The sequence below is a fragment of the Micromonospora sp. NPDC051196 genome (genome assembly GCF_040682415.1).
In the GTDB taxonomy this organism is placed as follows: Bacteria; Actinomycetota; Actinomycetes; order Mycobacteriales; family Micromonosporaceae; genus Micromonospora.
Map to the genome: position 1 here is coordinate 734,640 of NZ_JBFBAY010000001.1, position 22,268 is coordinate 756,907.

Here is a 22,268-nt window from a genome sequence, read left to right on the forward strand (position 1 = left end):
TGACGTCGTGCTCGGCGGGGGACTCCACATTGGGGCGGTGCTGGATGACGATCACTGCGAATGACGTGGAACTCGTCACCGCAGCGCAGTCGGGCGACAGGTCGGCCCGCGATCAACTGATCGCCGGGCACCTCCCCTTGCTCTACAACATCGTCGGTCGGGCCCTGCACGGTCACGCCGACATCGACGACGTCGTACAGGAGACGCTGGTCCGGGTGATCCGTGACCTGCCGGCGCTGCGTGCCCCGGAGAGTTTCCGGTCCTGGCTGGTGGCGATCGCGGTACGGCAGATCGCCAGCCACCGGCAGCGGGTGCGCACCGCCACCTACCGGGCCACCGTCGTCGACACGGCCGACCTGCTGCCGGCTGGCGGGGACGTCGAGGACGAGGCGATCCTGCGGCTGCACCTGGCCGACCAGCGCCGTCAGGTCGTGGAGGCGACCCGCTGGCTCGACCCGACGCACCGCCCGATGCTGGCCCTGTGGTGGCAGGAGTGCGCCGGCCAGTTGACCCGCCGGGAGGTCGCCGCCGCCTGCGACACGAGGGTCGCGCACGTCGGCGTACGCCTGCAACGAATGCGCGAGCAGCTCGAACTGAGCCGTGGCATCGTCACGGCGCTGGCCGCGCAGCCACGCTGCGCCGGGTTGGCCTCGGCCATCGACGGCTGGGACGGTGCGCCCACGCCCGTGTGGCGCAAGCGGATCGCCCGGCACACCCGAAGCTGTCCGAACTGCTCGACCCGCGCGGAAGGGCAGGTGCCCACCGAGCGGCTGCTGCTGGGCATCGCGCCGCTGGCGGTGCCGGCCGGTCTCGCCGCCGCGCTCGCCGCCAAGGGGCTGCTGACCACGACCACCGTGGCCACGCCCGCGCTGGCTGCGGCACACACCGTCACCGGGACCACGTACGGCGGTACGCCGGGCACACTGTTCGGCAAGCTCACCCAGCTGGTCGGTGCCCACCCGATGGTCGGTCTCACCGCCGGTGCGGCGCTGCTCGCCGGCACGGTGACCCTGGTGGTGGTGCAACCCGGCTCGACATCGACCCCACCTGCCGCCATCGCGGCTCCCACGGCGGCCGCCGCAGTGCCGAGCCCCACGCCGTCGCCCGAGGCGTCCCCGGGCCAGCCGTCCCTGTCCCGGCGGTCCCCGGTTCCGCCGCCTCCGGTCGCGCCGTCGTCGGCGCCACCGCCGGTCGCGCCGCCACCGACCCGGCCCGCCGTAGCGCCGGGCACGATCCCACTGGGTGACTGGTCACTGGAGTCGGTCAAGGCGACCGGCCGATACCTCAGCCACGACGGCAGGTACGCCGTACTCGGTGCGGTCGACGCGGCCAGCGCGGAATCGGACCGGAAACGGGCCACCTTCGTGGTCGGTCGAGGGCTGGCCGACCCGAAGTGCGTCACGCTGCGCGCCGCCGACGGGCGCTACCTGCGGCACTGGGGGATGCAGGTGCAGCTCAGCCCAGAGGAGAACAGCACGATCTTCCGCGAGGACGCGACCTTCTGCCCGCGGCCGGGCGCAGCCACCGGATCGGTGACCCTCCAGTCGTACAACTACGACCTGCACGTGGTGCACCACCGCGACGGCGGGTTCTGGCTGGACGTCCCCGACGGCAGTCCGGCGTTCGCGGCCGAGAGCTCCTTCGTCGTACGCGATCCCTGGGCCTGACCCGCTGACATCTTCCGGCCGTCGCGAATCCGGCACCTGATTTCCGTTATCCGCAGGCTGTTCGCACAGTCTCCTACTGCGTGAGTCGCCGTCGGTCCCGCATCGACGTCCAGGAGCGGACGTGTCAGGCCCGGACTTCCCGTCCGCCGGGAAGTCAGTCCCGGGGGTGGGCCGGCCATGGCTGAGGACGCTCAGCCGCCGCCACATCTGCTGGCCACGGAACCCGCAGAGCACCCGCCGATGCGCCCGCTGTGGTTGTGTCGCCAGTGCGGTCAACCGTGGCCGTGTACGCGGGCCAAGCTGGCGCTCCTGGCCGACTACGCCGGCAGCCCGGTCAGCCTGCGCCTCTACCTGGCCGGCTGCCTGTGCGACGCCATCGACGACCTGCACCGGCTCAGCCCCAGCCTCACCGGCAGCGCTGCCGACATGTTCGACCGTTTCCTGGGTTGGCCGGGCCAGCTCGCCCGCGCCTATCGGGTGACCCGGCGCTCCGGTGGTCATCCCGGCCGAGTCGGGCAGTTCGGCGACGATTCGCGGGGTGGCCAGTCGATGCCGGTGCAGCCACCGGCCGTGGCCGGGCGGACGGAGCGTTCAGAAGAGGGTTGTGGGCTCGACCGCGATCGGCCGAGGTAACGGCGCCAGTTCGGGTAGGTGGGCGCGTACCTCGTCGTGGAAGCGGCGGGCGAGGGTCGGTGCCTCGGCGTTGTCCGGGGTGTGGATGAAGACGGTGGGCGAGCGTCCCTCGCGCAGCCAGCCGACGGTGATCTCGACCCAGCGCTGCCAGCCTTCGACCGTCCGGTCCGGGTCGTCGCGGCCGAGATAGCGGACGATCGGCTGGTCGGTCAGCGCCTCCGTACGCAGCGGTGTGCGGGGCTTCTTGATCCAGGCATCCCGCTCGGCGTCGCTGGTCGGCGGGCTGGCGAAGAACGCGGTGGTGTCGAACGGCACCCACTCGGCGTCGGTCTCCGCGAGCATGCTCTCCAGCCGCCCGACCGCGTGCGGATCGGTGAAGAACTCGTGGTGACGGACCTCCACGGCGCACCGGTAGGTGGTCGGTATCCGGCGCAGGAAGCGGGCCAGGGTGGGCAGATCCGTCGGTGCGAACGACTGGGGGAGTTGCACCCAGAGTGCGTGGGCGCGCGGACCGAGCGGCTCGATCGCGTCCAGGAAGGCACGCATCGGTTCGGCGACGTCGGTGAGCCGACGTTCGTGCGTCACGATTTTCGGCAGCTTCACCACGAACCGGAAGTCCGCGTCGGTCTGCCGCGCCCAGGACGCCACCGTGTCCCGCGCCGGGATGGCGTAGAAGGTCGTGTTGCCCTCGACGGCGTCGCACCAGCCGGCGTAGTGCCGCAGCCGCTCCTCGGCCGGCAGCGGATGCGCAAACAGTCGTTCCTGCCACGCCTTGTGCGTCCACATCGCGCAGCCGACGTGCAGCCGCATGCTCTCGATTCCTCCCGCTACCGATGGGTCGCCGGGCGGTCGCCCGCGCTCGCAGCAGATACCGTAACCGGGTCGGTTCAGCGGCCAGCTTCGGTGCGCTCGACGGTGAGGCCGGAGACCCCGGAGGTCGCGTCGATGTCGTAGCGGTCCGTCGCGTCCTTCCACTGTGGGGCAGTGAAGGTGGTGCCGCCGGCCACGCCGGAGTGGGTGGTGCCGTCGACGGTGACCGTGCCGGCGCCACCGCCCGCGCGTACCTGGACCGGCGCGTCACCGGTGAGGCGTACGACGACCTGACTCGCACCGCCGCCGAGCACGGTGCGTTGCGTTCCGGTGGGTGCGGGCAGGGTCAGCTCGATCCGGTTGGCGCCTGCGGTGAACTCGATCCCGCCCACCCGGGCGGTACCCAGGTCGAGGTGCTGTTCCTTGGCCCCGCCGTCGAGTCGGATGTGCCAGCGCGTCGACTCGCGCAGCACCACCTCGACGATCGCCGGACCCTCCTTGCCGGTGCCGTGCAGGCTGGTCAGCAGGCTTCCGTCGGTCAGCGAGACGGCGGGGCGGAGGCTGGCGTCGCGCGGCGTGGACACCCGGTAGGCGTCCTCGCCCAGGTCGGCGGTGCGTATCCGGATCACGTCGGCACCGTCGAGCAGGACGAAGGTGGCCTCCTGGAGGTCACCGGCGGTACCGGTGACGACGTGCCCGGACCGGCTGTCGCCGCGTACCGTCACCCAGGTCCAACTGGCGACCAGGACCACCACCACGACCAACAGCACGCCGCCCAGCCACCACCAGAGCCGTCGCCCGCCGACCGTCTGCGCGTCGTCCATCTCGCCTCCCGTACCTCGGTGACTCCGGTGGGCTACTACCCACCGTTGCCGTCACCGACTCTTACGTACGGGAGGCCGCCGGGGCTCACCACGGTGCGCCCCGGCTGTTGCGGGGTCAGGCCCGCGACCACTTCTGGTTGGGGGTGCCGGCGCAGTCCCACAGTTGCAGTCGGCCGCCGTTGGCCGGGTTGTTGTCCCGTACGTCGACACAGCGGTTGGCGTTGAGGTTGACCAGGTCCCCGACCGCGTTGAGGGTGAAACGTTGGGCCGGGTTCCCGTTGCAGGTGACCAGGTTGACCTCGGTGCCGTTGGCGGTGCCGGCCCAGGCCGGGTCCATGCACTTGCCCATGGCCCGGATCGTGCCGTCGGCGGCGAACGTCCACGCCTGTGCAGCCGTGGTGTTGCAGTCCCAGATCTGTAGCGGCGCGCCGTCGTACGGGTTGGCGGCGGGGATGTCGATGCAGCGACCGCTCTGCTGTCCCCGGATCCGGGTGGTGCCGGCGTTGCCGTCCGGGACGTAGCTGTAGACGCGGACGTAGTCGACGAGCATCTGCTGCGGGAACTGGGTGCTGCCGTCCGGGTAGCCGGGCCAGTTACCACCCACCGCGACGTTGAGAATCATGAAGAAGGGGTGGTCGAAGACCCAACGGTTGCCGCCGAGGCGGCTCGGGTCGACCCGGAAGAACTCCTGGCCGTCGAGGTACCAGCGGATGACGTTCGGTTCCCAGTCCACCCGGTAGGTGTGGAACGCGTCGGCCAGTGGCTGCCCGATGGTGCGGCTGCCGGTGATCCCGCCGCCGCCGGAGTAGCCGGGCCCGTGGATGGTGCCGTGCACGGTGTTGGGCTCCCGGCCGACGTTCTCCATGATGTCGATCTCGCCGGAGGCGGGCCAGCCGACGTTGCCGAAGTCGTTGCCGAGCATCCAGAACGCCGGCCAGATGCCCTGTCCACGGGGGATCTTGATGCGGGCCTCGAACCGCCCGTACGCCTGGGTGAAGGTGGCCGCGGTCAGCAGCCGGGCCGAGGTGTACTCGCATCGGCCGTAGTGGCACTGGTAGTTGGCCGGATTCTCCCGGCGGGCGGTGATGACCAGGTTGCCCTGCCCGTCGTGCACGGCGTTGCCGGTGCTGTTGGTGTAGTACTGCCGTTCGTTGTTGCCCCAGCCGTGGCCGCCGATGTCGAAGCGCCATCTGGACTGGTCGACCGGGGTCCCGGCGGGCGCGTTGAATTCGTCCTGCCAGGTGAGTCCGCCGATGGCGGCGGCGGCCGGTGCGGCGGTCACGGGTACGACGAGGGTGCTGGCGACGAGGGCCGCGACCAGGACGGCGGCTGGTCGTCGGAGCCTGCGGGAGATGACGGACACGATTGGTCTCCTTCGGTTGGACGGATGAAGCGGACGCCCCGGCGAGGGAGGGAGAGCGCTCTCCATATCGCAGTCTGTCGATTTGAACAGAATTAGTCAAGGTTGTTAACAGCGATCTTCGCGGAGCCCCGATGATCGTCAACCTGGGGTTGACGGCAGAGCGACCGTCAACCTAGGGTTGACGCATGACGAATCCTGTCCAGATGAGCAACCCGGTCCGGCTCGACGATCTGATCCAGACCATCAAGCAGACCCACACCGACGCCCTCGACCAGCTCGCCGGCGCGGTCTTGGTCGCCGACCACATCGGCGAGGTCGCCGACCACCTGATCGGTCACTTCGTCGACCAGGCCCGGCGCTCCGGCGCGTCGTGGACCGAGATCGGCCGCAGCATGGGGGTGAGCAAGCAGGCCGCGCAGAAGCGCTTCGTCACCGGGGCGATGGATCCCCAGGAGGGCTTTCAGCGGTTCACCCCGCGCGCCCGCAACGTGGTGGCGGCCGCGCACAACGAGGCGAAGGCCGCCGGTAACGCCCACACCACCCCGGTACACCTGGTGCTCGGGCTGCTCGCCGAGCCCGAGGCGCTGGCGGCGAAGGTGCTGGCCGCCGCCGGTGTTTCGGTCGAGGCGGTGCGAGAGGCGGCCACCGCCGCGCTGCCGCCGTCGGTCGACGAGGTTCCCGACCTGATCCCGTACGACGCGGCCGGCAAGAAGGCGCTGGAGCTGACCTTCCGGGAGGCGCTGCGACTCGGGCACAACTACATCGGCACCGAGCACATCCTGCTGGCGCTGCTGGAGCAGGAGGACGGCGACGGTGTGCTGACCGGCCTCGGCGTGGACAAGGCCGCCACGGAGGCGAACATCGTGGCGGCCCTGGCCAAGCTCCGGGCGTTCGAATAGGCGATCAGGACGCGGTGGGGAAGCCGTACCGGGCGGCGTGCTCCGGGTCGGCCGGGTCGATCTGGCGCAGCCCGACGTCGGCGAGGCGCTTGTTCACCTCGTCGAGCTGCTCGCGCACCAGCCGGGCCTCATCCTCGGTGACCCGTCCCCGGTGCGGCTTGCCCGCGTGCTCGATGGTGCCGTAGTCGATCTTCTCGGTGGCCCGGCGCGCCTTCGGTGGGCGTACCCGCTCGGCGGTCTTGAGTAGCTGCGCCATCGGCATGTCGGTGGCCATGGCATCGAACTCGCTCGCGGTCAGCACCACCCGGCGCGGCTCGCCATGGCCGTGCCGGTCGTGTATCTCGACCACCGCCACGTCCAGCGCCGCGTCGTCGAGGTTCTCCACCTCGACCGGGGTCGCGTCCAGCTGCACGGGCCCGGCCACCAGGTCAGGGTGCTCGAGGACGACGACGCGAACCGCCTCGTCGTCGGGGCCCAGCACCGTGCCGCTGAAGTCGGAGACGCGGATCGTCTTCTTGCCCATGGGTGCGCTAGCTCCTGTCGTAACCCGGTCGGAGGACCAGCAGACGTTACCCGACAGGTGTGCGAACGACGGTGCTGGCTCGCCGTCGGGGTCGGCGGGACCACAGGGGTCGGCGGCGGGGGAACGGGGCAGTCGCTGCCGTAGGACGAACGCGCGGTCAGTGGGTGTTGAGATGGCGGGCCGAGCTGCCCACGGGCAGTCGGTTCAGCGCCGCCCAGGACAGCGACCCGGTGCGGCGGCTGCGGTGCGGCGGCTGGTCGGGGAAGCGTCCCGCCGCCCTGCCGTCCGGCCAGATCCGCGTGGTGTCGTGCTGGTGACGGTCGTCCGGTTGAATCGGCATGAGCCCACCGTTCCAAAGAAAGTTGTACATGTATGGAATGGGGTATGACGGCAGATCGATGGCGCAGGTTCCGGCCCACGCGACGATCACGAAGCACCACCCGTCCGGAAGTCCGGTCGGCTCGGGCATCGTGCTGCGTCCCCGTTCGCCGTACCGTCGCCGAGGGTTCTTAGGGCCGGACGGTCGGCGCCGTGGCCCTCGCCCGTCGTACGGTGGTCGGGCGGCAGCGACGGCGCGGGAGGTGGACGGTGCGCGACCGGCGGCTCCACCTGCACCTGGCGACCTGGTTGGGGCAGTGGCCGGCAACTGCCGGGCTGCACGTGGTGGGTTCGTGGCGCCGCAGTCGCCCGGCCTGGGACGGCCGCCTGCGGCCGGCGATCGCGGTCACCGCCGGTGCGAGCACCGTGTTGTCCGTGCCGCCCGACCGGGTCGCCGTGGTACGCGAACTGGCCCAGCGGCCGGACGGGCTGCTGCCCGCCCTGCCGGCGGCGGTCGGCCAGCCCGGGTGGGCCGTGCACGACGACGTGTTCCGGTGGAGCCTGGCGCCCGCACCGCTGCCGGAGGTCGGCGAGTGGATCTCACCCACCACCCTCGGCCTGCCGTCCTGGCTGCGGCTGTTCGACCGGCCGGTGTTGGTGGTCCGTGACGACCGGGGCCGCTACCTGGCCGGAGTCGGGATCAAGCGGCACGATCGGTTCGGGCATGAACTGGCGGTGGGTACGGTGCCGGCGGCCCGTGGGCGGGGGCTGGCGCGGCGCCTGGTCGCGCAGGCGGCGCGTCGGGTGCTCGACGACGGCGCCGTGCCGACCTACCTGCACGATCGGACCAACGTCGCTTCGGCCCGGGTTGCCGAGGCGGCCGGTTTCCCGGACCGGGGCTGGCGATCGTACGGGGTCTATCCCAGCTGACCTGCGACGGCAGGGCGCGGACCGTGGATCCCGGGCCGGATCCACGGTCCGCAGCCTCCCCCCAGGTCCGCGTGCGATTCGATGCTGATCACGCTACGTATCCGACTGCTTCCACGGCAAGCTTCGCGTGTCGCCCAGTGCTGTCCAATAGTGGACTTGACCAGGAAAAACGCGGCTCAGGGGTGGTCGGAGGGTCAGTGGCGCAGAGCGCGAACCAGATCGATGATCTGTCGGGTGACCGGGCGTAGCACCCGCAGCCGGGAGAGTGTGACCAGCCGGTCGATCAACGGCACCGCGCCGTTGATGAGCGTCCGGGTGCGGGCCTGCCCCGGCGAGCGGTCGTAGACCCAGTAGAGCACCGTCCCCATGTACGCCAGCCAGAGCAGTTCGGGCAGGTGGGGGCGAAGTTCCGGGTCGACCTTGGCGGTGGAGCCCGTCAGCACCTCGGCGAAGAGGTCGATGGACGCCTGGCGCGGGCCGGCCGACTCGGGCGAGAACGGGCTCAGTGGCGAACTGGGCTCCGCGGCGACCTTGAAGAAGCTGGCCGCGAAGTCGTGCGACGGGGTCAACACGTCGATGGCCGCGTGCAGCACCCCGGCCAGTCGGGCGGCGAAGTCGCTCTCCCGGTCCAGCACCGGCCGCGCCGCGGCCAGGTGCTCCCGCTGGGTCCTGTTGTAGAACTCCTGGATCAGGCGTTCCTTCGAGCCGAAGTAGTAGTAGGCGTTGCCGACCGCCACCCCGGCCTCCTGGGCGATGGCGCGCATGGTGGTGCGGGCGTAACCGCGCTCGCGGAACAGCCGCATCGCGGTTTCCAGGATCAACTGCCGGGTCTGCTCGCCCCGGGCGGTCGTCGCCTCACCCGCAGCGGTCGTCGGCACAGGCTGGTCGGTCATCCGGGTCACCGTATCCCGCCGGACCGTCGGGCGGCGCCGACCCCGGTTCGCGGACCAGTTCCCGAACCGCCGAGGCGGCGGCCACCATCCGTCGAGCCAGCGGCAGCAGGTGAGGGCGGGCCAGGCGCTCGGCCGTCGCCCGGTGCTCGGCCAGCGCCCACAGGCAGGCGAACCAGGCGCCGTCGCCGACGTACACCGCCCCGGTGTCGGCCACCACCGTGATATCGCGCAGGGTCGCGTCGTGATCCAGTCCGGGGAAGCGCTGCCGGGCCTCGGCCGAGCCGGCCGGCACGAACTCCAGGGGTACGAGTTGCGCCCGCGACGCCAGCCACCCGCGCGCGGCCCGACACATCGGGCAGTGCGCGTCATAGAGGACGGTGAAGTACCGGATGCCACCACCCCCGTGTGTGGTGGCATCCGGTAGCCCACCTGCCCGGTCCGGGCCGTGGGTGCTCATCGGGGCGGAGCCGGCGGGTGGGTCGGTGGGTGCGCCGGTGGGTGCGTCGGCGGGTGTGCCGGGCGCTGACCGGGCGCGGCGGCCGGGTGGGGCTGCTGCATCGGCAGGTAGCCGGCCGGAGGCAGCGGCGGTGCGGTGGCCAGTTGACGTAGCCGGCTCTTGCGGTAGCGGTTGAGGGTGAAGACGTTGAAGAAGTGCAGGGCGCCGAGCACCAGCAGCACCAGGCCGATCTTCCAGGAGAGTTCCTCCATGGCCCCGCTGATCGACTCGACCGGCTCGGAGTGGCGCATCGCCACCGTCACGTAGCCGAGGTTGAGCAGGTAGAACCCGACCACCAGGAGGTTGTTCACGGCGCGGGCGAGCCGCTCGTCGGAGAACACCTCCTCCAGGAACACCAAGCCGTTGCGGGCCAGCGTCCGGGCCACCCAGACGGTCAGGCCGATGCTGACCGCCAGGTAGACCAGGTACATCCAGACCTTGATGTCCATGCCGCCCCCAACTTGAACGTGTTCAAATATCGACGCCAGTAGCGTAAGCCGTAAGTTGAACGCGTTCAAGAGTGGGCCTGGAACGGTCGGAGTGGCGTACGCCTCAGCCGGCCAGGCCGAGCACCTCGGCGGCGGCCCGGCCGTTGGCGTGGCTCGCGCCGTACGTGATGACGAAGGCCTGCGTGCCGACCGGCCGCCAACTGGCCGGCCAGCCCATCTCGACCACCGTCACCGGATGCGTGCTGACCAGCGCGGCGACCAACTCCGGCCCGCCGGGCAGACGGTGCAGATGCCGGCCGACCAGCACGATCGGGCGGTCGCCGGCAAGCCGGCACAGCTGCTGCGGATCGGCCTCGGCGGCCACCACCTGGATCGACTCCGTGCCGTTGAGGTGCGGGCCGAGACCCCACGGCACCCGCCCCTGCACGACGGTGGACCGGGCATGCACCTGCACCACCAGCGAATGGGTCAGCCCGGTCAGCACGCCTTCCACCCGGACGGCGCGCCGAGCCGCCGCGTATCCCAGCTGCCCGGAGGCGCCGCTGGCCGGGCCGGCGGCGCGGGTCCAGGCGGCCAGTTCCGCGGCACGTCCGGCGGCCTGCTCGACCCGGCTCAGTGCCAGCCGGCCGTCGTCCATCGCCGTGACGATCTCGGCGGCCACCTGTTCGACCAGGTCGGCGTCCACCTTGGCGCCGATGCAGAGCAGGTCCGCACCGGCGGCCAGGGCCCGTACGGCGCCCGGGGCGATGCCGCCGGTGGCGAGCGCGGCCCCCTTCATCTCCAGCGCGTCGGTGACCACGGCGCCGGTGAAGCCGTACTCGTGACGCAGCAGGTCGACCAGGACGGCGCGGCTGAACGTGGCCGGTCCGTCGCCGGTCAGGGCGGGCACCCGGATGTGGGCGGTCATCACCGCCTTGGCGCCGGCCGCGATCACCGCGGCGAACGGCGGCAGGTCTCGCCGGCGCAGCAACTCCGGCGACGCGTCCACGGTGGGTAGTTCGTGATGGGAATCGGCCACTGTGGCGCCGTGCCCGGGGAAGTGCTTGGCGCAGGCGGCCACCCCGGCGGCCTGGAGGCCGGCGGCTGCGGCCGCGGAGTGTGCGGCGACCCGTACCGGGTCGGCGCCGAACGACCGGGTGCCGATGACCGGGTTCTCGTCGGTGCTGTTGACGTCGACCGTGGGCGCCAGGTTCACGGTGATGCCGAGGGCGGCCAACTCCGCGCCGATGGCCTGGTAGATGTCCCGGGTCAGCGCCACGTCGCCGATCGCGCCGAGCGCTGCGTTACCCGGGTACGGGCTACCGGTGGCGTGTGCCAGCCGGGTGACGTCACCGCCCTCCTCGTCGATGGCGACGAGGACGTCGGCCCGACCGGTGCGTAACGCGGCCGTGCCGGCCGCCACCTGTGCCGGTTCGGCGATGTTGGTGCCGAACAGGGTGTGCCCGGCCAGCCCGTCGGCGACCAGGTCGACCGCCCAGTCAGGTGGGACCGGCCCCGGATACGCGGCCAGCAGGGTACCCAGGGCGAGCCGGCGAAGCCCCCGGTCCAACCCCACGGGATTCCCCTTTCGGTGTCGGCGTTGCCGAGGTGGTGCCGGGTCGGCGGAGCGACCCGCTTCCGTGCTGCCGATACGCTACGGCTACCCGTTCGTACCGAAGATATAGTTAGCAAAGCTCACTAAAAACTCGAGGATATTGCATGAGTGCGACCCGGCTCCCCGGCACCCCACGTCTGTTGCGGGCCCTCAACGACCGCGCGGCGTTGGAACTGCTGCTGGAGCAGGGGCCACTGACTCGGGCCCGGATCGGCGAGCTGACCGGCCTGTCCAAGGTCACCGCCTCCCAGTTGGTGGAGCGGCTGGAGGAGCGTGGGCTGGTCACCCGGGTCGGCGAGCAGGCCGGCGGACGCGGGCCGAACGCCCAGCTCTACGCCGTGCGACCGGACAGCGCGTACGTCGTCGGGGTGGACGTCGGCCCGGAACGGGTGGTGGCCGCCTGCGCCGACATCACCGGCGCGGTGGTCGGCCGGGTCGAACAGTCCACCAAGGACACCGACGATCCGGTGGGCGTGGTGCACAACGCCGTGGTCCAGGCGGCCAGCAGCGCCGGTGCGCAGCTGTCGAGCGTACGCCGGATCGTGCTCGGCACCCCTGGCCTGGTCGATCCGGGCACCGGCGACATCACCTTCGCCTTCAACCTGCCCCGCTGGCACAGTGGTCTGCTCGCCGCGCTCCGCGACGACCTGGACACCCCGGTCGTCTTCGAGAACGACGTCAACCTCGCCGCGGTGGCCGAGGCGCAGTCCGGCGCGGCCCAGGGCGTGGCGGACTTCGTACTGGTCTGGATCGGTGCCGGGGTCGGTCTGGCGATCATGCTGGGCGGGCGGCTGCACCACGGCAGCAGCGGCGCGGCCGGCGAGATCGGCTATCTGCCGGTGCCCGGCGCACCGATCCCACGCGACGTGTCCCGCCGGGCCAAGCCGGCGTTCCAGCAGGTGGCCGGCGCGGATGCGATCCGTTCCCTGGCACGCGAGCACGGCTACCCCGACAGCGGCGCCGCCGAGGCGGTACGAGCCGCGATCGCCGACGGCACAGCCGGCGGACCGATGCTCGACGAGGTGGCCCGTAGGCTCGCCCTCGGTGTGGCGAGCACCTGCGTGGTGCTGGACCCACCGCTGGTCGTGCTCGCCGGGGAGGTCGGCCAGGCCGGCGGGGCCGCGCTGGCCGAACGGGTGCAGCACGAGGTCGCCGCCATCACGCTGGTACGCCCCCGGGTGGTGCCCACCGGCCTGACCGAGGAGCCGATCCTGCGCGGGGCGCTGCGTACCGCCCTCGACGCCGTCCGCGACGAGGTGTTCGGCTCCACCGTCGGCTGAGCGCCGCCGCAGTGGTCAGACCAGGTCGCGGCGCCGGAACAGGGCGAACGCCGCGACGGTGAGGCCGGTGGTGAGCAGCAGCAGGACGCCCAGCGCCGGTTGCCAGGTCAGCAGGTAGCTGCCGTCGCAGTAGCCGAAGACGTCGTCGAGGCAGATGCTGTTGTCGTAGAGCCTGATCCGTTTGGTGAGCCAGGCGGCCACGTGACTGCTGAGCATCAGCTGGTCCGGCCGTGTCACCTCCAGAATCTGCAGCACGATCCGCCCACCCAGCTCCCACACCACCAGGTACGCCATCACCGAGCCGAGCGCCGCCGCGGTGTGCCGACCGATGGAGGCGAGGGCGAACCCGACCGCGGTGGCGAGCAGCACCAGCCCGACCCCACGCCCCCACAACTGAGCCAGGGATGTCCAGAAGGCCGAGCCGGTGGGGCCGGGGTAGCCGGCGACGTGCGCGATGACCCAGAAGGTGACCAGGTACGCCACCGAGGCGAGCACCGACAGCACCAGGACCGCTCCGAGCAGCGTGCCCAGCTTCGCGCCGAGCACCATCAGCCGGCGGGGCCGCCAGAGCAGCAGGTTGACCACCCCGCCGGAGTTCAGGTCGGCACCGATGTAGGAGGCGCCGACCAGGAAACCGAACATCACCAGGAAGGCGATCAGGAAGTACAGCAGCCCCTCTGCCTGCCGGGTGAAGGTGAACACGCCCGACAGATAGTCGGCCGTGACCGGCAACCGGTCCATCAGCGCGGGATCCACCTCACTGCACTCGCGTGGCAGGTAGGAGTAGCGCTGATCGGCAGACTCAGCGCCACGATCACGGGCCAGGCAGCGGGCGTGTTGCTGCTCCAGGGCGCGTCGATCGTCGGCGGCCTGCTGCTGCGCCGCGGCCAGTTCGCCGCTGGTGGGCGTGTGCGATCCGGCCAGGGTGGTCCCCGCCGTCAACACGAACGCCAACAGCAGCAACAGCACCATCAACTGGACGAATCGGCGGGCGGCCAGCCGCTCCGCCTCGGCGCGGATCAGGTTCACGCGTCCACTCCCCGGATCTCGTCGAGGTCGATCACCGGTGCGGCGGACCGGTCGTGCGGGGTGCCGTCGCCGGGCGACCCGGGCACGAATCCGCCGTCGGCCTGCCGGGGGACCGTCGGCTGCTGCCCGGCACCGGTCAACTCCAGGAAGACGCTCTCCAGATCCGGCCGCACCGGGGTCAACTCGCGTACCCAGACGTCCTGCTCGCCAAGGGTCCGGCTGATCAGCGTCGGATCCGGCACGCCGCCGACCACCAGATGATCGGTGTGCGCGGCGACGGTCAGCCCGGCCGCGAGCAGCAGCTCCTCGGCGCGAGCCAGGTCGTCGGCGCGGACCAGGCACTCGTTGCGGTCGAATCCGGCCAACACCTCGGCCACCGTGCCGGCCGCCACCCGCCGACCCCGCGAAATGATCGTGACGTGGTCGCAGATCAGCTGGATCTCGGCCAGGATGTGGCTGGAGACCAGCACGGTCACCCCGTTGCCGGCCAGGGTGCGCATCAGGTCCCGCATCTCCCGGATGCCGGCCGGGTCCAGCCCGTTGGCCGGCTCGTCCAGGATCAGCAGCTCGGGCCGTTTGAGCAGGGCCGAAGCCACCGCCAGGCGTTGTTTCATGCCCAGCGAGTAGCCCTTGACCCGCTCGTGGCCGCGATCGCGGAGACCGACCTGCTCCAGCACCTCGTCGACCCGGCTGACCGGCACGCCGCCCGCCACGGCGAGCAGCCGCAGCGTACGGTGCCCGGTGAAGTTGCCGAAGAACTGCGGGCTCTCCACGATCGCACCGATCCGGTCGGCGACCCTGGGCAGCAACTCGGGTGCGTCCGCGCCGAGCAGCCGCATCCGTCCCGCGTCGGCGCGGACCAACCCGAGCAACGCCCGCAGGGTGGTCGTCTTGCCCGACCCGTTGGGGCCCAGGAAACCGTGCACCTGACCGGCTTCGACCAGCAGATCGAAGCCGTCGACGGCGACCCGGCGACCCTTACGCATGCTGCGGAAGGCCTTACGCAGGCCCTCGATCTCGATGACCACACTCACGCGGCAGGCCCCCGACGACGACTGGGCATGGACGCCCCCCGAAATAGGTGAGCAACGACACGGCGCCTCACCCTACGGCCGCAGCGCCCGCCCATGGGGGCGGCACGCGTTGCGTGGTTGGATGGGCGGGTGACTGGTGACCTGATCCCTGGCGCCGGTGGCGCCACAACCGCCCCCTCACCCGTGGACGCGGATCTGGTGGTCAGCCTCGACGGCGTCGGAGTACGCCGGTCCGGCACCGCCCTGCTGCACGACGTCAACTGGCGGGTGGAGCTGGACGAACGCTGGGTGGTGCTGGGCCCCAACGGCGCGGGCAAGACCACCCTGCTCAACCTCGCCGCCGGCCGACTGCACCCGACCACCGGCACCGCGCACGTGCTCGGCGAGCGGATCGGCCGTACCGACCTCAACGAGCTGCGTACCCGCATCGGGTTGACCACGGCGGCGCTGGCCGAGCGGCTGCCCGCCGACGAGAAGGTCCGCGACGTGGTGATGACCGCTGCCTGGTCGGTGGTCGGCCGCTGGCGGGAGGACTACGACCCGGCCGACGAGGCCCGCGCCCGCGCCCTGCTCGACCAGCTCGGCGCCGGCACGTTGGCCGACCGTGACTACGGCACCCTGTCCGAGGGGGAGCGCAAGCGGGTGCAGATCGCGCGGGCCCTGATGACCGACCCGGAGCTGCTGCTGCTCGACGAACCGGCGGCCGGGCTCGACCTGGGCGGCCGGGAGGACCTGGTGGCCCGCCTCGCCGCACTGGCCCAGGATCCGCAGGCCCCGGCCCTGGTACTGGTGACCCACCACGTGGAGGAGATCCCGCCCGGCTTCACCCACGCGATGCTGCTGCGCGACGGTGCCGTGATGGCGCAGGGCCTGCTCGACGAGACCCTCACCGCCGACAACCTCACCAAGACCTTCGGCCTGCCGCTGCTCGTCGAGCGCACCGGCGACCGCTTCACCGCCCGCGCCGCCTGAGGCGGTGCAAGGAAGGGCCCCTGCTCAACGTCTCCGGTAGAGCAGGGCCCCTGTTGACAAAACGCAGGAGGCTCCCGTGCGGCAGACCCGAGTCGCCGTGGTGGGCAGCGCGAACATGGATCTGGTCGCCACCGCGCCGACCCTGCCCCGGCCGGGGGAGACCACCCTCGGCACCGACTTCGTCACCGTGCCGGGCGGCAAGGGAGCCAACCAAGCCATCGCCGCCGCCCGGGCGGGCGCCGCCTGCACCTTCCTCGGCGCGATCGGCTCCGACTCGTTCGGGGTGACGCTGCGGGCCCGGATCACCGCCGCCGGGGTGGACGCCGGCCAGTTGCGCACCACCTACGGCGCCTCCGGAGTGGCCCTGGTCATGGTCAACGCCGAGGGCGAGAACGCCATCCTGGTGACGCCGGGGGCGAACGGCTCGCTGACCGCGCTCACCGAGAGCGAGCTCGCCGTCGTACGCGACGCCGACGTGCTGGTCGCGCAGCTGGAGATTCCGGTCGAGACGGTGACGCAGGCGGCGGTGGCCGCCCGAGCCGCCGGTACCCGGGTGGTGCTCAACGCGGCTCCGGCCGTACCGCTGCCGCCTGAGCTGCTGGCCGCGGTGGACCTGCTGGTGGTCAACGAGAACGAGGCGCAGGCGTACACCGGTCGGGGGTGGGACGACCCACACGCCCTGCTCGACCTGGCGCCCCGGGCGGTGCTGACCCTCGGCGGACAGGGGGCCTGGTACGGCGACCGGGACGGCACCGCCGTGCACGTGCCTGCAGTCAGGGTGGACACCGTCGACTCGACCGCCGCCGGAGACGCCTTCACCGGCGCCCTGGCAGTGGCCTGGGGTGAGGGCCGTGACCTGGTCGACGCGGTCCGCTGGGCGTCGGCGGCCGGCGCGGCCTGCGTACGTCGGCTCGGCGCGAGCGTGTCGCTGCCGCACCGCGTCGAGATCGACCAGCTGTACGTCCCATCGACCTGACCAGGCCCGGCTTACGGTTCACTCGCCGGCTGCGACTGCTGACCCGGTACCGGCCCTCGTCCGTGGTCAGCCCACGTCGTCGTTGAGCTTCTCGCCGCGTCGACGCAGCATCGCCAGGCCGGGGATGCCGGCCACGGCGAGCTTGAGATCCCGGGTGACGTCCAGCAGGTCGTGCAGGTCGGGGCCGACCCGGTCCAGAGTGGCCAGGATCGGCATGACATCGGCGGTGAGATGCTGCCGCAGCTTCGGCAACTCGTCGACCAGTCGTACCGCCGCGGCCACCTCCTCGTGGCTGAGCTGCTCGACGAAGTGGGTGGCCATCGGGGCGGCCCGGCGCAGCGCCGGCTCGTACGCGGCCAGTAGTTCGGCGGCGGTGGCCGCCGCCTCGGCCGCCACGCCGACCGCCTCGGCGGCCCGGCCGGACACCGTTTCCGCCCGCGCCACCACGTCGGCCGCGGCGGCGGCGACCGTGCCGGCGTTGTCCACGGCGGCGGTCGCGGCGGCGCTGATCACCGCGACCTCCCGGACCGCGACGTCGGCGTCGGCGAGCACCCGGTCGGTCCGGTCGAGGGTGTCCTCGATCCGATCCACCACTGCGTTGATCCGGGTCAGCAACGCCTCCACCCCGTCGAGCACCGCGAAGGCGCGGGCCGGGATCGCGGCGAAGGACGCGGCCGAGTCGAGGGCGGAACGAGTGAGGCCGACGACCGCGGTCGGTCGGGGAAGGGGGATCACCATGGGCTCAAGTGTGCGTCCGGCGGGCGACAGTTGCCGCACGGGTGCTCACCAGTGGTCGCCCTGCTGCTCCACGGCCCGCTGTACCGCCCGGTAGATCTGCCCGAAGCGCAGCGCGTCCGGGGTACGCAGCACCATGGCTTCCTGCCCCCGGTACTGCACCCACAGCTCCTGCACCCGGTTGCCGCGCTCGTACGAGCGGTCCAGCCAGCCGAGCGGGATCTCCAGGAACGGCACCAGCGCCAGCGCGATGACCAGGCAGGCCGCGAGCACCATCAGCGCCGGCACCCAGCCCCGGTCCTGAGCCGACCAGACCAGCGACAGTACGCAGACCAGCCCGACCAGTGGGGGCAGGGACAGCAGCAACACCAGTACGCCCCGGCCGAGCACCCGGCCCCGGACCGCCAGCGTGGTGTGTCCCTTCTGATGCCAGACGTAGGTGACTTCGGAGATCGGGATGACGTGCCCTCCGGCCCGGATCGACTCCGAGGAAACCTGCACCACGTCGTCCCGGTAATAGAGCGCCATCACTAAGCCTAACCGTTGCGGGCGGTCGGCGGCGGTCAACCGGTCGCCCGATGCGGCAGGTGGTGCGGTTAAAGGGGGCCCGTGCTCTAGCCGGAGTCGTTAACGGGGGGCCCGTCCTTGCATCTGGGCTTCCATGGCGCGTTGCACGGCGCGGTAGATCTGCCCGAAGCGCAGCGCGTCCGGGGTGCGCAGCAGGCGTACCGGGTGGCCCCGCCAGCGGATCCAGACCTCGCGCGGACGGCTGCCCCGGGCGTACGAGCGGTCGAAGTACTCGAAGAGTTGGTCGGCGATCGGCCCGGCGGCGAGTCCGATCAGGATGGAGACGCCGACGATGGCGACCGTGACGGTGGTCGAACCGTCGAGCCAGACCGCGAGCGCGATGCCGAGTACGGCGGCCACCAGCGGGCCGATCATCGCCGCGCCGAGCGCACCCCGACCGGCCAGCACCCGCCACGACCGGCTGCCCTGGTGGTGCCAGACCTCGCTGATCTCGGCGAGCGGGTAGGCGTCGCCGTTGACCGTGACAGCGGTGGAAGTGACCTGGACGGACTTGTCGTCGTAGTACGTGACCATGGCGGAACTCCGGGACGCGGGACTGGCAGCCAGACTACGTGCCGACAGCGACTGGTCGTAAGGTTGGCACGCGACTTCGACGAGGAAGTGAGGCTCAGCGTGGGCGAGTTCGTGCGGCTGGAGACCGGGGACGGCATCGGCACCATTCGGCTGGAGCGGCCACCGATGAACGCGCTCAACACCCAGGTGCAGGAGGAGTTGCGCGCCGCCGCGACGGCGGCCACCGCCGACCCTCAGGTCCGCGCGGTCATCGTGTACGGCGGGGAGAAGGTCTTCGCGGCCGGCGCGGACATCAAGGAGATGGCCGACATGTCCTACGTGGACATGGCGGAGCGGGCCGCCGACCTGTCCAGCGCGCTGGGCGCGATCGCCCGGATCCCCAAGCCGGTGGTCGCCGCGATCACCGGGTACGCCCTCGGTGGTGGCTGCGAGTTGGCGCTGGCCTGTGACTGGCGGGTGGTGGCCGAGGACGCCAAGCTCGGTCAGCCCGAGATCAAGCTCGGCATCATCCCGGGTGCCGGGGGCACCCAGCGGCTGGCCCGGCTGGTCGGCCCGGCCCGCGCCAAGGATCTGATCATGTCGGGCCGGATGGTTGACGCGCAGGAGGCGTTGCGGATCGGGTTGGCCGACCGGGTCGTTCCGGCCGCCGAGGTCTACGACGCGGCGGTGGCGCTGGTGCAGCCGTACCTCAACGGGCCGGTGCAGGCGTTGCGCGCGGCCAAGCTGGCGGTCGACGGCGGCTTGGACATGGACCTGAACTCGGGCCTGGCCTGGGAGAGTCAGCTTTTCGCGGCGCTGTTCGCCACCGAGGACCGGCGCGAGGGTATGGCGGCCTTCGTCGAGAAGCGCAAGCCGGACTTCACCGGTCGATGAAGATGGTTCACATTCCTCCTACCGGCCAGTAGCGTGTGACTCCGGTCAGGCGACGAGAAGGAGCGGCGATGACGGAGCGGATCGAAGGCCACGGCGGGGAACTCGCTCTCGCGGCGCTGCGGGCGTACGGGGTGCGGGAGATGTTCACCCTCTCCGGCGGGCACGTTTTTCCGCTCTACGACGCCGCGCACAAGATCGGTTTCCCGCTGTACGACGTGCGGCACGAGCAGTCCGCCGTCTTCGCCGCCGAGGCGGTGGCGAAGTTGCAGCGTCGCCCCGGTCTCGCCGTGCTCACCGCCGGCCCCGGCGTGACCAACGGCATCTCCGGCCTGACCAGCGCATACTTCAACGCCTCGCCGGTGCTGGTGATGGGTGGGCGGGCGCCGCAGTTCCGGTGGGGTTCCGGCAGCCTCCAGGAGATGGACCATCTGCCGCTGGTCGCCCCGGTCACCAAGCACGCCGAGACGGTGTTCAGCGCCGATGACATCCCCCGGGCCGTCGCCGCCGCGCTGACCACCGCGCTCACCCCGCACCGGGGCCCGGTCTTCCTCGACTTTCCGCTGGAGGCGATCTTCTCCACCGGCGACGCCGAGCTGCCGGCCGGACCGGCCCTCGCCCCGATCGCGGCCGACCCCGACGAGGTGGCCACCGCCGCCGGCCTGATCGCCGGTGCTCAGCGGCCGGTCGTCATCGCCGGCTCCGATGTCTACGCCGGTGACGCGGTGGCGGCCCTGCGCGCCGCCGCCGAGGCTCTCGACGTGCCGGTCTTCACCAACGGCATGGGTCGGGGCGCTCTGCCACCGGAGCACCCGCTGGCCTTCGCCAAGGCCCGTCGGGTGGCGCTGAGGGGCGCCGATGTGGTCGTGGTGGTGGGCACGCCGCTGGACTTCCGGCTCTCCTTCGGCGACTTCGGCGACGCCAAGGTGGTGCACATCGTCGACGCGCCCAGCCAGCGGGCCTCGCACGTGCAGCCCGCCGTGGCGCCCGCCGGTGACCTGCGCGGCATCCTGTCCGCGCTGGCCGAGTACACCGGCGACCGGGCCGACCACACCGACTGGGTGGCGCAGCTGCGTACCGCCGAGGACGCCGCGAAGGCCCGCGACGCCGAGGAGATGGCCGCCGAGACGGACCCGATCCGCCCGGCCCGGGTCTACGGCGAGCTGCGCAAGGTCCTCGCCCGCGACGCGATCACCATCGGCGACGGCGGCGACTTCGTCTCGTACGCCGGCCGCTACCTGGAGCCGGCCCAGCCGGGCACCTGGCTCGACCCGGGCCCGTACGGCTGCCTCGGCACCGGCATGGGGTACGCGATGGGGGCCAGGGTCACCCACCCGGACCGGCAGATCTGTGTGCTGATGGGCGACGGCGCGGCCGGATTCTCGCTGATGGACGTCGAATCGCTGGCACGCCAGAAGCTGCCGGTGGTCATCGTGGTCGGCAACAACGGCATCTGGGGCCTGGAGAAGCACCCGATGCGGGCCATGTACGGCTACGACGTCGCCGCCGATCTCCAGCCCGAGCTGCGCTACGACCAGGTGGTCACCGCACTCGGCGGGGCGGGCGAGACGGTCGCGAAGGCCGCCGACCTGGGCCCGGCCCTGCACCGGGCCTTCGACGCCGGGGTGCCCTACCTGGTCAACGTGATCACCGACCCGGCCGACGCCTATCCCCGCTCGTCGAACCTGGCCTGACCCGGGGCGTACCCGTCCCGGGCGTCACACCTCGGGGCGGGGCTCCTCGCGGGGCGGATCGCCTTCGCGGCGGCGCAGGTCGTCCTCGCGCTTGCGCAGGTCCTCCTCCCAACGGCGGAAGAGTTCCTGGTCCTCCTTGCGTGAGCGCTCCTCGATCGAGCGCAGGAACTCGGGGTCGTCGTCCGGCGCGAGTGGCCGGGCCGGCCGGCGTACGGCGGGCTGGGTTCCGCCCGAGAACATCCCTCCACCGGCGGTCTTGCGCTTGCGGCCGGCGAGGAACCAGGCGATCGAGCCGACCAGCGGGAAGAACAGGATGATCAACACCCAGGCGATCCGGGGCAGGTGACGAACGTCGTCTTCCTCGGCCGAGAGGCAACTGATCAGGGCACAGACGGCGAGGACGACCTGTACCAGGAAGAGGAGGATATAGAGCCGGGCCATGTACCCATCATGTCCTACTGCCCGTCGATGCTCACACCCCGTACACGACCAGCACGACGCCGATCAGGGCGAGACCGGCGATGCAGAGACCCACGGCGGAGAGCGTACGGACGCTGGTGCCGGGTACGCCGCTGCCGACGGCCCGTCGCCAGCAGAGGGTGATCGTGGCACCCCAGCCGAGGATGGCGAGCACGGTCAGCAGCGCACCGACCCGGCCGCCGGTGAGCCCGAGCCGGATGGCGAGGATCGTCACCACGGTCACCGCCAGCATGGTGCGACGCCAGGCCAGCCGGGTCCGTTCGGGCTGGAGACCGGGGTCGCGGACGGCGGTCATCTGCCCAACGCCCCGGCCAGAACCGCCACCACCAGCAGCAGTGCGCCGAGACCCACCACGACGGCGAGTACGGCGGGGAAGCGGGACGCCGGCAGTTCCTTGCCGAGCCGGATGGCCCGTTCGACGCGCGCCCAGTGGTCGATGGCGCGGACCGCGACCGTGCCGCCGAGCAGCAGCAATGCAATGGAGATCGCCTCGCGCAGGTGTCGCAGCGGCAGGGCCGGGAGGAACTGCGCCGCCGCGAGTCCACCGCCCACCAGTGCCAGCCCGGTACGCAGCCAGGCCAGGAAGGTCCGCTCGTTGGCCAGCGAGAAGCGGTAGTCGGGGGTGGTGCCCACCGACCGTAGCTCATGAGGGTCGAACCAATTCCTGATCCTTTGCCACACGGTGGTGATTATCCGGT

General features: G+C 71.6%; 25 protein-coding genes and 1 pseudogene. 9 read left to right on the forward strand and 17 right to left on the reverse strand.

The window, feature by feature from the left end; genetic code table 11:
• Positions 1 to 44 precede the first annotated feature (44 nt).
• Positions 45 to 1,667, forward strand: a complete 1,623-nt coding sequence (locus tag AB0M35_RS03360) for a sigma-70 family RNA polymerase sigma factor (protein ID WP_363740903.1) — start codon at positions 45 to 47, stop codon at positions 1,665 to 1,667.
• 177 nt (positions 1,668 to 1,844) lie between these two features.
• A pseudogene (locus tag AB0M35_RS03365) lies at positions 1,845 to 2,150 on the forward strand (hypothetical protein); the annotation flags it as partial.
• 108 nt (positions 2,151 to 2,258) lie between these two features.
• Here the strand turns inward: AB0M35_RS03365 and AB0M35_RS03370 are convergent.
• The 3 genes from AB0M35_RS03370 to AB0M35_RS03380 all read right to left on the reverse strand — a co-directional run bounded on the left by AB0M35_RS03370 (position 2,259) and on the right by AB0M35_RS03380 (position 5,297).
• Positions 2,259 to 3,086: a DUF72 domain-containing protein gene (locus AB0M35_RS03370; protein ID WP_363741881.1), complete on the reverse strand. Its 828-nt coding sequence runs from the start codon at positions 3,084 to 3,086 to the stop codon at positions 2,259 to 2,261.
• A gap of 101 nt (positions 3,087 to 3,187) precedes the next feature.
• Entirely contained in the window at positions 3,188 to 3,934 is a 747-nt protein-coding gene (locus AB0M35_RS03375) for a hypothetical protein (protein ID WP_363740905.1), read from the reverse strand.
• A gap of 115 nt (positions 3,935 to 4,049) precedes the next feature.
• On the reverse strand, positions 4,050 to 5,297 hold the full coding sequence (locus AB0M35_RS03380; protein ID WP_363740907.1) for a family 16 glycosylhydrolase: 1,248 nt from the start codon (positions 5,295 to 5,297) through the stop codon (positions 4,050 to 4,052).
• Positions 5,298 to 5,482: 185 nt separating this feature from the next.
• Between AB0M35_RS03380 and AB0M35_RS03385 the strand changes: the two genes are divergently transcribed.
• The gene (locus AB0M35_RS03385) at positions 5,483 to 6,196 is read left to right on the forward strand and encodes a Clp protease N-terminal domain-containing protein (RefSeq protein WP_363740910.1); all 714 of its coding nucleotides are present in this window, start codon (positions 5,483 to 5,485) and stop codon (positions 6,194 to 6,196) included.
• Positions 6,197 to 6,200: 4 nt separating this feature from the next.
• On the opposite strand, the gene AB0M35_RS03390 is transcribed toward AB0M35_RS03385, so the two are convergent.
• Positions 6,201 to 6,719: a hypothetical protein gene (locus AB0M35_RS03390; protein ID WP_363740913.1), complete on the reverse strand. Its 519-nt coding sequence runs from the start codon at positions 6,717 to 6,719 to the stop codon at positions 6,201 to 6,203.
• Positions 6,720 to 6,876: 157 nt separating this feature from the next.
• The gene (locus tag AB0M35_RS03395; protein WP_363740915.1) at positions 6,877 to 7,188 is read right to left on the reverse strand and encodes a hypothetical protein; all 312 of its coding nucleotides are present in this window, start codon (positions 7,186 to 7,188) and stop codon (positions 6,877 to 6,879) included.
• Positions 7,189 to 7,307: 119 nt separating this feature from the next.
• On the opposite strand from AB0M35_RS03395, the gene AB0M35_RS03400 reads away from it, so the two are divergent.
• The gene (locus AB0M35_RS03400) at positions 7,308 to 7,967 is read left to right on the forward strand and encodes a GNAT family N-acetyltransferase (RefSeq protein ID WP_363741884.1); all 660 of its coding nucleotides are present in this window, start codon (positions 7,308 to 7,310) and stop codon (positions 7,965 to 7,967) included.
• A 194-nt stretch (positions 7,968 to 8,161) separates the two neighbouring features.
• On the opposite strand, the gene AB0M35_RS03405 is transcribed toward AB0M35_RS03400, so the two are convergent.
• From AB0M35_RS03405 to AB0M35_RS03420, 4 genes are all read right to left on the reverse strand, one after another.
• Positions 8,162 to 8,860 carry a TetR family transcriptional regulator gene (locus AB0M35_RS03405; RefSeq protein ID WP_363740918.1) on the reverse strand — a complete coding sequence of 233 codons (699 nt, stop codon included), beginning with the start codon at positions 8,858 to 8,860 and terminating at the stop codon, positions 8,162 to 8,164.
• Entirely contained in the window at positions 8,823 to 9,317 is a 495-nt protein-coding gene (locus tag AB0M35_RS03410) for a DCC1-like thiol-disulfide oxidoreductase family protein (RefSeq protein WP_363740921.1), read from the reverse strand. Before AB0M35_RS03410 ends, AB0M35_RS03405 begins: the two co-directional genes overlap by 38 nt.
• Positions 9,314 to 9,805 (reverse strand): hypothetical protein, encoded by a 492-nt coding sequence (locus AB0M35_RS03415; protein WP_363740924.1) that lies wholly within the window; start codon positions 9,803 to 9,805, stop codon positions 9,314 to 9,316. The genes AB0M35_RS03410 and AB0M35_RS03415 overlap by 4 nt, the downstream gene beginning before the upstream one ends.
• A 103-nt stretch (positions 9,806 to 9,908) precedes the next feature.
• Positions 9,909 to 11,360 (reverse strand): glycoside hydrolase family 3 N-terminal domain-containing protein, encoded by a 1,452-nt coding sequence (locus AB0M35_RS03420; protein ID WP_363740927.1) that lies wholly within the window; start codon positions 11,358 to 11,360, stop codon positions 9,909 to 9,911.
• A gap of 143 nt (positions 11,361 to 11,503) precedes the next feature.
• On the opposite strand from AB0M35_RS03420, the gene AB0M35_RS03425 reads away from it, so the two are divergent.
• Positions 11,504 to 12,679: an ROK family transcriptional regulator gene (locus AB0M35_RS03425; RefSeq protein WP_363740930.1), complete on the forward strand. Its 1,176-nt coding sequence runs from the start codon at positions 11,504 to 11,506 to the stop codon at positions 12,677 to 12,679.
• A gap of 15 nt (positions 12,680 to 12,694) precedes the next feature.
• Here the strand turns inward: AB0M35_RS03425 and AB0M35_RS03430 are convergent, their stop codons facing one another.
• Entirely contained in the window at positions 12,695 to 13,708 is a 1,014-nt protein-coding gene (locus tag AB0M35_RS03430; RefSeq protein ID WP_363740933.1) for an ABC transporter permease subunit, read from the reverse strand.
• The gene (locus tag AB0M35_RS03435) at positions 13,705 to 14,742 is read right to left on the reverse strand and encodes an ABC transporter ATP-binding protein (RefSeq protein WP_363740935.1); all 1,038 of its coding nucleotides are present in this window, start codon (positions 14,740 to 14,742) and stop codon (positions 13,705 to 13,707) included. The genes AB0M35_RS03430 and AB0M35_RS03435 overlap by 4 nt, the downstream gene beginning before the upstream one ends.
• A 93-nt stretch (positions 14,743 to 14,835) precedes the next feature.
• Between AB0M35_RS03435 and AB0M35_RS03440 the strand changes: the two genes are divergently transcribed.
• Both AB0M35_RS03440 and AB0M35_RS03445 read left to right on the forward strand, forming a co-directional pair.
• Complete coding sequence (locus AB0M35_RS03440; RefSeq protein WP_363740937.1) at positions 14,836 to 15,714, forward strand: ABC transporter ATP-binding protein; 879 nt, start codon at positions 14,836 to 14,838, stop codon at positions 15,712 to 15,714.
• 76 nt (positions 15,715 to 15,790) lie between these two features.
• Positions 15,791 to 16,690, forward strand: a complete 900-nt coding sequence (locus AB0M35_RS03445) for a ribokinase (RefSeq protein ID WP_363740939.1) — start codon at positions 15,791 to 15,793, stop codon at positions 16,688 to 16,690.
• Between the two features lie 66 nt (positions 16,691 to 16,756).
• Here AB0M35_RS03445 and AB0M35_RS03450 read toward each other — a convergent pair whose 3' ends face one another.
• The 3 genes from AB0M35_RS03450 to AB0M35_RS03460 form a co-directional block, all read right to left on the reverse strand.
• On the reverse strand, positions 16,757 to 17,428 hold the full coding sequence (locus AB0M35_RS03450) for a hypothetical protein (protein ID WP_363740941.1): 672 nt from the start codon (positions 17,426 to 17,428) through the stop codon (positions 16,757 to 16,759).
• A 45-nt stretch (positions 17,429 to 17,473) separates the two neighbouring features.
• Positions 17,474 to 17,953, reverse strand: coding sequence for a DUF6232 family protein (locus tag AB0M35_RS03455; protein ID WP_363740943.1), 480 nt, complete (start codon positions 17,951 to 17,953; stop codon positions 17,474 to 17,476).
• Between the two features lie 99 nt (positions 17,954 to 18,052).
• Positions 18,053 to 18,526: a DUF6232 family protein gene (locus tag AB0M35_RS03460; RefSeq protein WP_363740945.1), complete on the reverse strand. Its 474-nt coding sequence runs from the start codon at positions 18,524 to 18,526 to the stop codon at positions 18,053 to 18,055.
• A 99-nt stretch (positions 18,527 to 18,625) separates the two neighbouring features.
• On the opposite strand from AB0M35_RS03460, the gene AB0M35_RS03465 reads away from it, so the two are divergent.
• Complete coding sequence (locus AB0M35_RS03465) at positions 18,626 to 19,399, forward strand: enoyl-CoA hydratase-related protein (protein ID WP_363740947.1); 774 nt, start codon at positions 18,626 to 18,628, stop codon at positions 19,397 to 19,399.
• A gap of 68 nt (positions 19,400 to 19,467) precedes the next feature.
• Positions 19,468 to 21,090 (forward strand): acetolactate synthase, encoded by a 1,623-nt coding sequence (locus tag AB0M35_RS03470; RefSeq protein WP_363740949.1) that lies wholly within the window; start codon positions 19,468 to 19,470, stop codon positions 21,088 to 21,090.
• A gap of 24 nt (positions 21,091 to 21,114) precedes the next feature.
• Here the strand turns inward: AB0M35_RS03470 and AB0M35_RS03475 are convergent, their stop codons facing one another.
• Genes AB0M35_RS03475 through AB0M35_RS03485 form a run of 3 tightly spaced genes read right to left on the reverse strand, consistent with a single transcriptional unit; the run spans position 21,115 to position 22,251 of the window.
• Complete coding sequence (locus AB0M35_RS03475; RefSeq protein WP_363740951.1) at positions 21,115 to 21,531, reverse strand: PLD nuclease N-terminal domain-containing protein; 417 nt, start codon at positions 21,529 to 21,531, stop codon at positions 21,115 to 21,117.
• A 31-nt stretch (positions 21,532 to 21,562) separates the two neighbouring features.
• On the reverse strand, positions 21,563 to 21,865 hold the full coding sequence (locus tag AB0M35_RS03480; protein WP_363740953.1) for a DUF202 domain-containing protein: 303 nt from the start codon (positions 21,863 to 21,865) through the stop codon (positions 21,563 to 21,565).
• Positions 21,862 to 22,251, reverse strand: coding sequence for a DUF202 domain-containing protein (locus tag AB0M35_RS03485; RefSeq protein ID WP_363740955.1), 390 nt, complete (start codon positions 22,249 to 22,251; stop codon positions 21,862 to 21,864). The genes AB0M35_RS03480 and AB0M35_RS03485 overlap by 4 nt, the downstream gene beginning before the upstream one ends.
• Between the last annotated feature and the right edge of the window lie 17 nt (positions 22,252 to 22,268).